General features: G+C 61.2%; 12 protein-coding genes. 3 read left to right on the forward strand and 9 right to left on the reverse strand.

Translation table 11 applies throughout. The features are described from left to right. The 6 genes from prmC to WBF74_RS14580 all read right to left on the reverse strand — a co-directional run. The coding region (gene prmC, locus WBF74_RS14555; RefSeq protein ID WP_424441192.1) for a peptide chain release factor N(5)-glutamine methyltransferase at positions 1 to 687 on the reverse strand (687 nt) is incomplete at its 3' end. Then, positions 684 to 1,751, reverse strand: a complete 1,068-nt coding sequence (prfA, locus tag WBF74_RS14560; protein ID WP_424441194.1) for a peptide chain release factor 1 — start codon at positions 1,749 to 1,751, stop codon at positions 684 to 686. The genes prmC and prfA, both read right to left, overlap by 4 nt. A gap of 73 nt (positions 1,752 to 1,824) precedes the next feature. Further along, positions 1,825 to 2,979, reverse strand: coding sequence for a flavodoxin-dependent (E)-4-hydroxy-3-methylbut-2-enyl-diphosphate synthase (ispG, locus tag WBF74_RS14565; protein ID WP_424441196.1), 1,155 nt, complete (start codon positions 2,977 to 2,979; stop codon positions 1,825 to 1,827). 136 nt (positions 2,980 to 3,115) lie between these two features. Further along, on the reverse strand, positions 3,116 to 4,243 hold the full coding sequence (locus WBF74_RS14570; RefSeq protein ID WP_424441198.1) for a helix-turn-helix domain-containing protein: 1,128 nt from the start codon (positions 4,241 to 4,243) through the stop codon (positions 3,116 to 3,118). Positions 4,244 to 4,524: 281 nt separating this feature from the next. Then, positions 4,525 to 6,792, reverse strand: a complete 2,268-nt coding sequence (gene ptsP / locus WBF74_RS14575) for a phosphoenolpyruvate--protein phosphotransferase (RefSeq protein WP_424441200.1) — start codon at positions 6,790 to 6,792, stop codon at positions 4,525 to 4,527. A gap of 59 nt (positions 6,793 to 6,851) precedes the next feature. Next, on the reverse strand, positions 6,852 to 8,111 hold the full coding sequence (locus tag WBF74_RS14580; protein ID WP_424441202.1) for an aspartate kinase: 1,260 nt from the start codon (positions 8,109 to 8,111) through the stop codon (positions 6,852 to 6,854). 254 nt (positions 8,112 to 8,365) lie between these two features. Between WBF74_RS14580 and ubiG the strand changes: the two genes are divergently transcribed. Genes ubiG through WBF74_RS14595 form a run of 3 tightly spaced genes read left to right on the forward strand, consistent with a single transcriptional unit; the run spans position 8,366 to position 10,889 of the window. Next, positions 8,366 to 9,103: a bifunctional 2-polyprenyl-6-hydroxyphenol methylase/3-demethylubiquinol 3-O-methyltransferase UbiG gene (ubiG, locus tag WBF74_RS14585; RefSeq protein ID WP_424441214.1), complete on the forward strand. Its 738-nt coding sequence runs from the start codon at positions 8,366 to 8,368 to the stop codon at positions 9,101 to 9,103. A 26-nt stretch (positions 9,104 to 9,129) separates the two neighbouring features. Then, on the forward strand, positions 9,130 to 9,504 hold the full coding sequence (locus tag WBF74_RS14590; protein ID WP_424441204.1) for a c-type cytochrome: 375 nt from the start codon (positions 9,130 to 9,132) through the stop codon (positions 9,502 to 9,504). Next, positions 9,501 to 10,889: a D-arabinono-1,4-lactone oxidase gene (locus WBF74_RS14595; protein ID WP_424441206.1), complete on the forward strand. Its 1,389-nt coding sequence runs from the start codon at positions 9,501 to 9,503 to the stop codon at positions 10,887 to 10,889. Before WBF74_RS14590 ends, WBF74_RS14595 begins: the two co-directional genes overlap by 4 nt. Positions 10,890 to 10,891: 2 nt before the next feature. On the opposite strand, the gene WBF74_RS14600 is transcribed toward WBF74_RS14595, so the two are convergent. From WBF74_RS14600 to grxC, 3 genes are all read right to left on the reverse strand, one after another. Further along, complete coding sequence (locus WBF74_RS14600; protein WP_424441208.1) at positions 10,892 to 11,320, reverse strand: DUF1178 family protein; 429 nt, start codon at positions 11,318 to 11,320, stop codon at positions 10,892 to 10,894. Next, positions 11,317 to 12,198, reverse strand: a complete 882-nt coding sequence (locus tag WBF74_RS14605; RefSeq protein WP_424441210.1) for a carbon-nitrogen hydrolase family protein — start codon at positions 12,196 to 12,198, stop codon at positions 11,317 to 11,319. Before WBF74_RS14605 ends, WBF74_RS14600 begins: the two co-directional genes overlap by 4 nt. Continuing rightward, on the reverse strand, positions 12,199 to 12,439 hold a 241-nt coding region (gene grxC, locus WBF74_RS14610; RefSeq protein ID WP_424441212.1), incomplete at its 5' end, for a glutaredoxin 3.

Consider the following 12,439-nt stretch of genomic DNA (forward strand, 5'->3'; position numbering starts at 1 on the left):
ACCGGCAAGCGCCCGATAGGCATCAAGTCCGTCCGTGCCGCCATCAAGAGCCAGCATCGGATCATGTTCGCGCACTTCTACCTCAAGCATCGCAATATCATCGTGACGGATATAGGGCGGATTGGAAATGACGAGATCAAATCGCTCATCAAGCCCTTCCGTCCAGTTGCCCGCGCGGAACGTCGCGCGAGAGGCAAGACCGAGCCGCGCCGCATTTGCGCGCGCAACGTCAAGTGCCTCCGGCGACAGATCGACGCCCAGGCCGGTTGCATCCGCGCGCTCATGCAGCAGCGCGAGGAGAAGGCAGCCCGTTCCCGTCCCGAGATCAAGGATGCGAGGGTCCGAAACATCGCGGAGCAGCACAAGCGAGGTCTCGATCAGCGTTTCACTGTCAGGGCGCGGATCAAGCGTCGCGGCAGTAACGGCGAAGGTAAGCCCCCAGAACTCCCGCTCGCCCAGAATGCGCGACACAGGCTCGCCCGCGAAACGGCGGCGCTCATATTCGACGAGCTTTGCGACTTCTGCCTCTGTCATACGAGTGCCCGGCTCGCGCAGCATCTCGATGTCGCTCGCACCCGTGACACCCTGCACAAGAAGGCGCGCGTCAAGCTCCGGCGTCGGAAACCCGGCCTGACGCAGCCGCCAGCCGAGCATTCGCATCGCATGATCGCGCGTTTCGATGATCACGCTTCTTCTTCCATTGCAGCAAGTCGCGCTGTCTGATCCTCGACGATCAGCGCATCGATAAGTTCGCCAAGCCCGTCGCCTTCCAGAACCTGATCGAGCTTGTGCAGGGTGAGGTTGATGCGGTGATCGGTGACGCGGCCTTGCGGGAAATTATAGGTGCGAATGCGCTCCGAACGGTCGCCCGAACCGATCTGCCCCTTGCGGCTCGCCGCACGCTGACTGTCGAGCCTTTCGCGCTCTGCATCAAAAATACGGGCACGCAGAATCTGCATCGCGCGCGCCTTGTTCTTGTGCTGCGACTTCTCGTCTTGCTGCGAGACGACAATGCCCGTCGGCAGATGGGTGATGCGAACGGCGCTTTCCGTCTTGTTGACATGCTGCCCGCCCGCGCCACTCGCGCGGAAAACATCGATGCGGAGATCCTTTTCATCAATCTCCACATCAACCTCTTCGGCTTCCGGCAGCACGGCAACCGTTGCCGCCGATGTATGAATACGTCCGCCGCCTTCCGTTACCGGCACGCGCTGTACGCGGTGAACACCCGATTCAAACTTGAGCTTCGCGTAAACGCCCGCCCCTGAAATGCCTGCGATGATTTCCTTGTAGCCGCCCACTTCGCCTTCCGAGGCGGAGATGAGTTCGACCTTCCAGCCCTGTATCGAGGCATAGCGCTCATACATGCGGAAGAGATCGCCTGCAAAAAGCGCGGCCTCATCGCCACCCGTGCCAGCGCGCACCTCAAGAATGACGTTGCGCTCATCCGCCGCGTCTTTCGGCAGAAGCATGATCTGCACATCGCGCTCAAGCTCCGGCAAAAGCGCGTTCAGCCGCTCCATCTCTTCGCGCGCCATCTCCGCCATGTCTTTCACGCGGAGAAGCTGCTCGGTCTCTGCATATTCACGCCGCGCCGCGAGAAGTGTGCCGATAGCAGCGGCCACAGGCGAAAGCTCCGCATATTCCTTTGAAAGCTGCACGAAACGATCGCGGGAAATATCCGCATTCATTTCAGATTGCACCGCTTCAAAACGGGCGATGACGCTTTGCAGTTTTTCTTCGGGGATCATGGAAAAAACTTTCGGGAGATAAGGAAAAGGCTGCGAGCGGATAAGGTTCCGCTGAACACATCACGCAGCTTCGCTAATCCCCCGCCAGCGCGCGCGGCTGCGCGGCTGCCTCGGCGGCCATTTCTTCGGCACGCGCCTTCTCGATTTCCACGGCCTTCGCCTCGACCAGTTCCACAAGATGATCGACGATCCTGTCATTGCTGAGCTTGTGGTCCGTCACGCCCGACAGATAGACCATGCCGGACCCGGCACCGCCGCCGGTGAAACCGATATCGGTCTGCTCGGCCTCGCCCGGCCCGTTCACCACGCAGCCAATGACGGAGAGCGTCATCGGTGTCGAAATATGCGCAAGCCGCTCTTCAAGCAGCTTCACCGTGCCGATGACATCAAAGCCCTGCCGCGCACAGGAGGGGCAGGAAATGATCGTCACGCCGCGATGACGAAGATTGAGCGACTTCAGAAGCTCGAAGCCAACCTTCACTTCTTCAACCGGATCAGCAGAAAGCGAAACGCGCACCGTGTCGCCAATCCCGCTCCAGAGCAGCATGCCAAGCCCGACCGATGATTTGATCGTGCCGGAAAGCATGCCGCCTGCTTCTGTCACGCCGATGTGAAGCGGGCAGTCAATCGCCTCGGCAAGTGCCTGATAGGCAGCGACAGTAAGGAACGGATCTGACGCCTTCACGCTGATCTTGAATTCGTGGAAGTCGTGATCCTGCAGGATGCGCGCATGATCAAGCGCGCTTTCCACCATTGCCTCGGGGCAAGGCTCGCCATACTTCTCGAGAAGGTCGCGCTCCAGCGAACCGGCGTTGACTCCGATGCGGATGGAGCAGCCATGATCCTTCGCCGCCTGCACCACCTCACGCACGCGCTCGGCTGAACCGATATTGCCCGGATTGATGCGAAGGCAGGCCGCCCCCGCCTCGGCCGCCTCTATGGCGCGCTTATAATGGAAATGAATATCCGCAACGATCGGGATCGTTGTTTCACGCACGATCTCCTTCAGCGCGGCTGTGGACGCCGCGTCAGGACAGGAGACACGCACAATATCGCAGCCCGCTTCCTCGATGCGGCGGATCTGCTCGATCGTCGCCTTCGCATCGGAAGTGAGCGTATTCGTCATCGTCTGGACGGAAATCGGCGCATCGCCACCTACAGCCACAGACCCCACACGGATCTGTCGGCTCGGCCTGCGAATAATGTCGCGCCAGGGTCTGATGCTCATTTTATCGTGGCGGGGGCAAGCGCCCGCCCACCTTTCGAATGATCGGCAATCATGGAACCGTTCCCGGCTCTTATGCCGGAAACCGCACCATCAGGCCTTCTCTTAGCAGAATTATGACGCCACCGCGACCATCCGCCTAATCGGCAATTGTCGCAGGCTCCGTGCCCGTGAGCGCTGCTTCCGCCGTCTCATCGACCGGCGGCTTCGGCAGGGAAGCGACCAGATCTTCCACATCGAGCGACTTACCCGTGAGAACAAGGGTGGGCGGACCAGCAAGACCAAGCGATGTGCCATCAAGCAGGATTTCGAAGGCGCTCGCATCCCGCGCGACAAGGATGACCCCCGGCACGCGCGGTGCGCGATAGCTGTCGCCCGCCTTCAGCACCTGCTCGATGAGAACGCGGCCTTCACCATCCTCGATGCGGACCCAGGCACCATCGCGACGCGCGCGAACAACAACACGGCCATCCACATTTTCAGCGCCGTAGGGCGTGCCTTCGGGCAGCGGTGGCAGAACCTGCGCCGCCTGTTCCTGCGGCAGCATGGCAATTTCGGCTTCTGCGGCGGCTTCTTCTTCAAGCGCGGCTTCCGCATCGGTGACCGGCACCGGCTCATAGACGGCTTCGGGCGACACCGCGCCCGCCGGAGCAAACTGCGTCAGCGGAGCCGGTGCAGACGGAACCATGCCGCCGCGGGGCGTGGCCGCAGAGGCGCTGTCGCCACGAACAGCCGCTGGTGACGGCACAGCCTTTTCCGCGCTCTCGACAACGCGCGCGGCCATCATCTCGTCGGTCGATTTTGTGAGAAGCCAGCCGCCATAAATGCCCGCCCCCACCACAAGCGCCACGATCAGCGCGGTGCCGCGCGGCAGGCGGCGCTCTTCCTCGGCATTGCCATCGGGAAAATGCAGATTGCTCGCGCTCACGGCCTCCTGACGATCAAGCTCTGCCTTGTAGCGCTCAACGACATGACGGCTGTCGAGGCCCAGGTATTCCGCATAAGAACGAACGAAACCGACCGCATAGGCCCGCGCGGGCAGCGCGTCATAGCGGCTTTCTTCCAGCGCTTCGAGCTGATCGCGACGGATGCGCAGCGACTGGGCGATGCTGCGAATGTCCTCGCCCCGGCGCAGACGCGCGGCGCGCAGTTCCGCACCCACGGATTCCGCCTCAAGCGGCACTTCGTTGGTTATATCTCTGAGATGCAGTCGGCGGCGGGGTTCCGACCCGTTGTCCCCCGTCGGAAGCATGGTGACTTTGTTCATCTATCCGGGCTCTTCCCGAGTTGAGCCATCTCAATATCTGCAGGACCCCAGACCCCGCAGGACCGCCATGGGTACTTGTTTTCAGCCAGCCCTACCCCCAGCACAGCCGAAACGCACCAATACCCAGTTGCAATCGATAGTCGAGAATAAAACAAATCTATTGACAAATCGCAACCTGAGATTGCCCCAACTCCATGATCCGAGCCGGTTTTTTCATGATTGCGAAAGAGATGGATGCAATCTGAACCGAACTCCCTCCATTCAGATCGCGATCATCCCTGTCAGACGATGACGCCGTTCTCTTCAGCAAAGGCGGCAAGCTGCTCGCGCACACTGCGGTCCGGCACGCCATAAAGCCCTTCCATGAAGGCCGACAGCTTTCTCGTATCGAGCGAGCGAAGCATCATCTTGACCGGTCCGATTGCCGCCGGTGACATGGAAATCCGCCGCAGGCCTAGCCCCATCAGCGCCATTGCCTCAAGCGGCTTGCCCGACATCTCGCCGCAAAGCGTCAGCGGCTTTTTGTGCTCCTGACACTTCAGCACGATATGCCGCAGGAAGCTCAGCACGGCCGGGCTCAGCACATCATAGCGCGAGGCGACGCGCGGATTGCCCCGGTCGGTCGCAAAGAGGAACTGCAAAAGGTCGTTCGAGCCAATCGAGACAAAATCGACCCTCGGCAACAAGGTATCAAGCTGCCAGGCCAGCGCCGGCACTTCGAGCATGGTGCCGATCTCGAGATGAGCCGGACGCTCCTTGCCGAACTTGTCGAGCCGCGCGAGTTCCTTGTCCACCAGCGCTCGCGCGCGATCATATTCGGCGACTTCCGCCACCATGGGGAACATGACCCGCAAGGACCGACCCGCCGCCGCCGTCAGCAGCGCGCGGACCTGATGGCGCAGCAACGCAGGCCGGTCGAGGCTGATGCGAATGGCGCGCCAGCCAAGCGCGGGGTTTTCTTCCTTGAGCGCAGCGAGGTTCATGTAGGGCAGCATCTTGTCTCCGCCAATATCAAGCGTGCGGAACACGGCCGGCTTGTCGCCCGCCGCGTCAAGAACAGCGGTGTACAGCTCGATCTGGTCGCGCAGCGACGGCAAGGTGGAAGCGATCATGAACTGAAGCTCGGTGCGGAAAAGGCCAATCCCTTCAGCGCCCGCTTCGTTCAGATGCGGCAAGTCAACCTGCAGACCGGCATTTACATAGAGGTCGATCTTTTCGCCATCGAGCGTAACGCTCGGCTCCCCGCGCAGGGCCTTGTACTGCTCCTGCTTGCGGGCGCGAAAGCGGGCCTTTTCCGAATAGGAAGCGATCACTTCCTGCGACGGGCGCAGATAAACCTCGCCCGTATCGCCATCGACGATAATCGCATCGCCCGGCTCGACATGCTCGAGAATGTCTTCCGCCCGCCCGACCGTCGCAATGCCGAAGGCGCGCGCGACGATGGAGACATGCGCATTGGGCGCACCTTCCTCCAGCACAAGACCGCGCAGCCGGTCCTTGTCATAATCGAGAAGTTCGGCCGGCCCCATATTGCGGGCGATGATGATGGCGTCGTTCGGCAGGTTCGCCGACAGCGAGGCGAGCGTCACACCGGTAAGCTGGCGGAGCAGCCGGTTCGCGAGATCATCGAAATCATGCAGCCGGTCACGAAGATAGGGATCAGCCGCCCGCTGCAACCGGGCGCGCGTGTCGTTCTGTACGCGCTCGACCGCCGCTTCCGCCGTAAGGCCCGTCCGCACCGCCTCCAGCATCCGCTGAAGCCAGCCGCGATCATTTGCAAACATGCGATAGGTCTGAAGCACCTCACGGTGCTCGCCCGCATGGCTGAGATCTTCCGTCTCCAGCATGTCGTCAATGGAGCCGCGCAGCGCATAGACCGCCTGCTCGAGCCTGTTCAGCTCAAGCTCGGTATCTTCCGCAATGAGCTTCGTCACATAGACACGCGGCTCATGCAGAACCGCATGACCAAGCGCAATGCCTTCCGTGAAGGAGGTGCCGACAATATGATGCGACCGGATCTGCTTGAGGCCGGCCTCATATTGCGACTCGCCGACAAGATCAGCAGCCACAATGACTTCAGCCAGCACCATCGCAACGGTCTGGAGCGCCTCAACCTCTTCTTCAGTGTAATGACGTTTCGTGCGGTTCTGCACGACAAGCACGCCCACGACCTTGCCGCTCCGCAGGATCGGCACGCCCATCAGCGACTTGTAGATTTCTTCGCCCGTTTCTGGCCGGTAGGCAAAGCCCGGATGGGATTGCGCATCCGCAAGATTGAGCGGGCGGGCATGGGCCGCAATGTCGCCGACAAGACCTTCGCCGACGCGCAGGCGCGTGGTGTGAACGGCAGAGGGCTTCAGACCTTCGGTCGCGAACAGCTCCAGCTCGCGCGCGCCGTTCATGAGATAGACGGAGCACACTTCCGCCACCATATTGGCAGCTATCAGCACGACAATCTTGTCGAGCCGCTTCTGTGCGCTTTCCGGCTCCGCCATGACCTCACGCAGCCGACGGAGCAGGATGCGCGGACCACCAACGGAGCCCGACATCAGTCCCAATCCTGTTTGCAGCGTTTACGGTTCATGACGACGCTCAATGTACCCCCCGATTATTCGGCGTCGAGACCATAGGCCGTGTGCAGGGCGCGCACGGCAAGTTCGGTATATTCGGCAGAGATCAGCACGCTGATCTTGATCTCCGATGTGGTGATCGCAAGGATGTTAATGCCTTTTTCGGCCAGTGTCTTGAACATGGTCTGCGCCACGCCCGTATGGCTGCGCATGCCGATGCCGATGACCGACACCTTGACCACATTCGTATCGGTCCGCACTTCCTGGAAGCCGATCTCGGCTTGCGCCTTGCGGATCACGTCTTCGGCGCGGGCAAGCTCGGCCTGCGGCACGGTGAAGGTCATGTCCGTGTTCTTTCCATCGTCCGACACGTTCTGAATGATCATGTCGACATTGATGGAGTTTTCGGCGAGCGGGCCGAAAATGCGTGCTGCCACGCCCGGCTTGTCCTCGACCTTGACGAGCGTCACCTTGGCTTCGTCCTTGGAGTAGGCGATGCCGCTCACGACCTGCTGTTCCACGATTTCATCCTCGTCGCAAACAAGAGTACCGGGACCTTTGCCATCCGCCACATAGTGCATATGGGGCGCATCCGGTGCATCAAAACTGGAGCGAACCTGCAACCGCACGCGATGCACCATGGAAAGCTCGACGGAACGGGTCTGGAGCACCTTGGCGCCGAGCGACGCCATTTCAAGCATCTCCTCGTAGCTGATCTTGTCAAGCTTGCGCGCCTTGGAAACGATACGCGGATCGGTCGTATAGACGCCATCCACATCCGTATAAATGTCGCAGAGATCGGCCTTCACGGCAGCGGCAATGGCAACCGCGCTCGTATCGGAACCGCCACGACCAAGCGTCGTGATCCGGTTGTCGGGGCCAAGACCCTGGAAACCCGCAATCACGGCCACCTGCCCCTCGCCCATGCGGCGGACAAGCTCGCTGCCATCAATCTCGCGGATACGGGCCGCACCATGCGTGCCATCCGTGAGAATGGGGATCTGCCAGCCAAGCCAGGAACGGGCCGAAATGCCGATGCGCTGCAACTCGATGGCGAGGAGCGCGATGGTGACCTGCTCACCGCTGGCGACAATCGTGTCATACTCCCGGGCATCGTGAAGCGGGGCCGTTTCGCGCGCCCAGCTCACAAGCTGGTTCGTCGCGCCTGCCATGGCGGAAACCACAACCGCGACCTCATGGCCCGCATCGACTTCGCGCTTCACATGGGCCGCCACGACCCGAATGCGCTCGACATTCGCGACCGAAGTGCCACCAAATTTCATGACCAGTCTGGCCATCGCCTGTCCCACTCTCCCTTCACCGGCCCCGCGCCTCAAGACCGGCACGCTGGACCAGACAGGGCCATACGTTGTTATATGGCGCCCTCTATGATGACCGGATGACGGATGGACCCGCACGGTCGGGCGCGGCCATACATACAGGCCCAAGAGCAGGGCCGCAACAGGCGCAAAACCGCCCGAAAGCATTAAGGACGCAGGGAAACCCTCATATAATGACCGGCATGACAGATACGCGGCTTGACAGAAAAAATATGGGAAGCGTCGATCCCGAGGAGATCGCCCGCTTTTCCGCCATGGCAGCCGAATGGTGGGACCCGAACGGCAAGTTCCGCCCCCTTCACAAGTTCAATCCGACCCGCCTTGCCTATATCCGCGAGCGTACCTGCACCCATTTCGGCCTTGATGAAAAGGCCGTGCGGCCCTTCGAGGGCTTGCGCTTTCTCGATATTGGCTGCGGCGGCGGGCTGCTTTCCGAGCCGATGGCCCGGCTGGGTGCCACCCTGGTGAGCGCGGACGCCTCGGAAAAGAACATCGCCACCGCCTCCGTCCATGCCGCCGAACAGGGGCTCGACATCGACTATCGTTGCACTACGGCAGAAGCCCTGGCGGAAGCAGGCGAGACCTTCGATGTCATCCTCAATATGGAAGTGATCGAGCATGTGGCCGATCCGATGCGCTTCCTCAAGGATTGCGCCTCCATGCTCCGCCCCGGCGGCCTCATCTTCATCGCGACGCTGAACCGCACGCTCAAGGCCCATGCGCTGGCGATTGTCGGCGCGGAATATGTGCTGGGCTGGCTGCCGCGCGGCACGCATGACTGGAAGAAGTTCATCACTACGAACGAAATGGAAACCGGCATCGCGGACGCCGGCCTCGCCCTCAAGGAACTGGTAGGGGTGAGCTACAATCCGCTGACCGACAAATGGTCGCTTGGCCGCGACACGGATGTTAATTACATGGCGCTGGCGGAAAAGCCGCAGGCAATCTGACCGGCAACGGGTTAAGGGGGGATGGCGTGAGGAACGGGGGAAAGCGGCTCGCAGCCGCAGTGGCAGGCATTGCATTGCTCATGCTGGCGGGTTGCGGTGAAGGGGACACGGCATCTGCTCCCGTCACGCTGAATGAGCGTGAAGCGACACTTTACCAGCATAGCTGCAAGACCTGCCATGAAGACGCAGCAACCGGCGCCCCCCTTACCCATAACACCGCCGCCTGGACACCCCGTCTGGCAAAGGGCGAGGACGCGCTGCTTGAAAGCATCGTCAATGGCTTCAACGGCATGCCGCCGCTTGGCCAGTGCATCGAATGTGACGGTAATGATTTCATGGCGCTGACCCGCTTCATGGCGGCACCCGCCCCGGAAAACGCAGCCGGAGAGACAGCAGAATGAAAATCACCCGCCGGAACCTCCTGCAATTCGCCGCTTCCGCCTCCGCGCTTGCGGCAGTGGGCACGATCCCTGCCAGCCTCACCAGCGCCTTTGCGCAGGAACCGCGCGTCATTCCGTGGAAGAACTGGTCGGGCGGGCAAAGCTGCACCCCCGCGATGCGGGCGGCACCCGCAAGCGAAGCGGAACTTGCAGACCTCATCCGAACCGCACCCGCTCCGATCCGCGCGGTGGGCGCCGGACACTCTTTCTCCCCCCTCGTGCCGACTGACGGCACCATTCTCTCGCTCGACCGGCTGAGCGGCGTCATCTCGCATGACAGCACAAGCCATCGCGCCACCATTCGTGCAGGCACCCGGCTTGGCGCGCTCGCGGGCGAACTCGCCGAGCGCGGGCTTGCGCTCGACAATATGCCGGACATCAACAAGCAGACGCTGGCAGGCGCCATTGCGACAGCCACCCATGGCACAGGTGCAGAGCTTCCTTCGCTTTCCGATTTCGTTACCGGCCTTCGCCTCGTCACGGCGTCGGGCGAAACGGTTGAGTGCAGCGCGACACGCAATGCCGACATCTTTCAGGCGGCCCGCGTATCACTCGGCGCGCTCGGCATCGTGACGGAAGTGACGATGCAGGCACGCCCGCTCTACAAGCTGAAGCGGCGCACATGGATCGAGCCGATCGAAGACATGCTCGAAGCGGCCCCGGAGCGGTGGAAGACGCATCGCAATTTCGAGTTCTATTATGTTCCCTTCTCCGGCATGGCCATCGGCATCACCAATGATGAGACGGATGATCCGGAAACGCCCGAACCCGTGAACGAAGATGATGAAGGGCTGATGCAGCTCAAGATGCTGCAGGAATGGCTTGGCTGGGCCCCGTCAACACGGCGCTGGCTGATCCAGACCATCATGAGCGGCATCGAGCCTGAAGAGCGCGTGGACTTCTCCCACAAGACGCTCGCCACGGAGCGCAATGTCCGCTTCAACGAGATGGAGTATCACCTGCCGCGCGAGGCGGGGCCGAAAGCTCTGGCTGAAATCATCGAGACGCTTGAGAGCAACAATGTGGAAGTCTTCTTCCCCATCGAATATCGCACCACAGCCGCAGATACGAGCTGGCTCAGCCCCTTCCATGAGCGCGAAAGCTGCTCCATTGCGATCCATCGCTATCACGAGGAAGATTACAAGCCCTATTTCAATCTGATCGAGCCGATCTTCCGAAAATATGAAGGCCGCCCGCACTGGGGAAAGATCAGTACACTGAAGGCTGACGATTTCGCCGCGCTTTATCCAAAATGGGATGATTTTCTGAAAGCGCGTGCCGCGCTTGATCCGCAGGGGAAGTTCCTGAACCCCTATCTGCGCAGCGTGTTCGGCGTGGAGGCGTAAGCTCAGTTCACCTGACGGGTTGGGCGGATGGGGAGCGGCGCAACCGTGACCCCTTCCTCGATCAGCTCACGCGCTTCATCAAGCGTGGCCTCGCCATAAATGTCGCGATGCTCCGTCTCGCCATAATGGATGCGCCGCGCTTCCTCGGCAAAGGCGTCACCCACATAGTCACAATTTTCTTCCACATGCTTCCTGAGGGCGAGCATCATCATGCTCATGCGCTCCGCCATTTCATTGGCGGTCGTCCCGCTGCTGCGCTTCACCACGCCCTTGGCAACATTCGGCGCCATCAACGCCTTTGAAACGCGCGTGCTGCCGCATTGCGGACAGGCAACCTCCCCGGCCGCCGCCTGCGCTTCATATCCTTCCGAGGAAGAGAACCAGCCATCGAACTCATGGTCACGTTCACAGATGAGCGAATAACGGATCATGACGTCACCTCCGAAGAGGCAATAACGGAAAGATCAAAGGCGCGGTCATGCGAAAGCGAGCCAATACGGCTGCGCGCTACCGCAACGCGGTCCGTATCAATTTCGGCAAGCACCACGCAAGGCTCGTCATGCGCGGCCTCCGCGATGATCTCGCCCCAGGGCGCGATGATGAGACTATGGCCATAGGTCACGCGGCCACATTCATGATTGCCGCCTTGCGCGGCCGCAAGCACATAACAGCCGGTCTCGATGGCGCGGGCTTTCAGAAGCGTGTGCCAATGCGCCTCGCCCGTCTGCCGCGTGAAGGCGGCGGGCACCACAAGGAAATCCGCACCTGCCTGTGCAAGCGAACGATAGAGATAGGGAAAGCGCAGATCATAGCAGATGCTGAGCCCGAGCTTGCCCCAGGGAAGAGGCGCGACAACGGCCTCACGCCCCGGCTCATAGTTTTTGCTTTCGCGGTAGCTTTCACCGCCCGCAAGATCGACATCGAACATGTGAATCTTGTCGTAGCGGGCAGCAATCGATCCTTCCGGCGAAAGGAGGAAAGAACGGTTCGCCACCTTTTCCGCCGAAAGACGGATCGGCAGCGAGCCGATCAGAAGCCAAATCTTCTTCTCGGCTGCCAGCGCGCGAAAGGCGGGCAGCGCCTCATCTTCCTCCTCGCCGCGCACAGTCGCAAAAAGATCGTCGCTCTTCGTCACGAGAAGCGAGGTCATTTCCGGCGTGGTGATGAACTGCGCACCCTGATCCGCCGCCTCGGCAATGAGCGCGGACGCCGCCGCAACATTCTCGGCAACGCTGCACGCGCTCCGCATCTGCACACAGGCGGACAGGAAGTTTTTGGTCACGGAAGACACGGAACCGGGCCCGGCCATTCAGGCGGCAAGCATGGCGTCGAGCTTGCCAGCAGCCTCCAGAGCGAAAAGATCATCGCAACCGCCGACATGGGTGTCGCCAATGAAAATCTGCGGCACGGTCCGCCGCCCATGCGCACGCTCGGTCATTTCCTGCCGCTTGTCCGCATCCATGCCGACATCAATCTCGGTATAGGACGCGCCCTTCTGCTTGAGCAGGCTCTTTGCGCGGTAGCAATAGGGGCAAAGCATGGTCGTGTAG

Source organism: Parvibaculum sp., from assembly GCF_049672805.1.
GTDB lineage: Bacteria > Pseudomonadota > Alphaproteobacteria > Parvibaculales > Parvibaculaceae > Parvibaculum.

What these genes read in the sequence shown, in the direction of transcription:
- prfA (WP_424441194.1), bottom strand. Translation starts at nt 1,751, where the DNA reads ATGATCCCCGAAGAAAAACTGCAAAGCGTCATCGCCCGTTTTGAAGCG.
- ispG (WP_424441196.1), bottom strand. Translation starts at nt 2,979, where the DNA reads ATGAGCATCAGACCCTGGCGCGACATTATTCGCAGGCCGAGCCGACAG.
- WBF74_RS14570 (WP_424441198.1), bottom strand. Translation starts at nt 4,243, where the DNA reads ATGAACAAAGTCACCATGCTTCCGACGGGGGACAACGGGTCGGAACCC.
- ptsP (WP_424441200.1), bottom strand. Translation starts at nt 6,792, where the DNA reads ATGTCGGGCTCCGTTGGTGGTCCGCGCATCCTGCTCCGTCGGCTGCGT.
- WBF74_RS14580 (WP_424441202.1), bottom strand. Translation starts at nt 8,111, where the DNA reads ATGGCCAGACTGGTCATGAAATTTGGTGGCACTTCGGTCGCGAATGTC.
- ubiG (WP_424441214.1), top strand. Translation starts at nt 8,366, where the DNA reads ATGGGAAGCGTCGATCCCGAGGAGATCGCCCGCTTTTCCGCCATGGCA.
- WBF74_RS14595 (WP_424441206.1), top strand. Translation starts at nt 9,501, where the DNA reads ATGAAAATCACCCGCCGGAACCTCCTGCAATTCGCCGCTTCCGCCTCC.
- WBF74_RS14600 (WP_424441208.1), bottom strand. Translation starts at nt 11,320, where the DNA reads ATGATCCGTTATTCGCTCATCTGTGAACGTGACCATGAGTTCGATGGC.
- WBF74_RS14605 (WP_424441210.1), bottom strand. Translation starts at nt 12,198, where the DNA reads ATGGCCGGGCCCGGTTCCGTGTCTTCCGTGACCAAAAACTTCCTGTCC.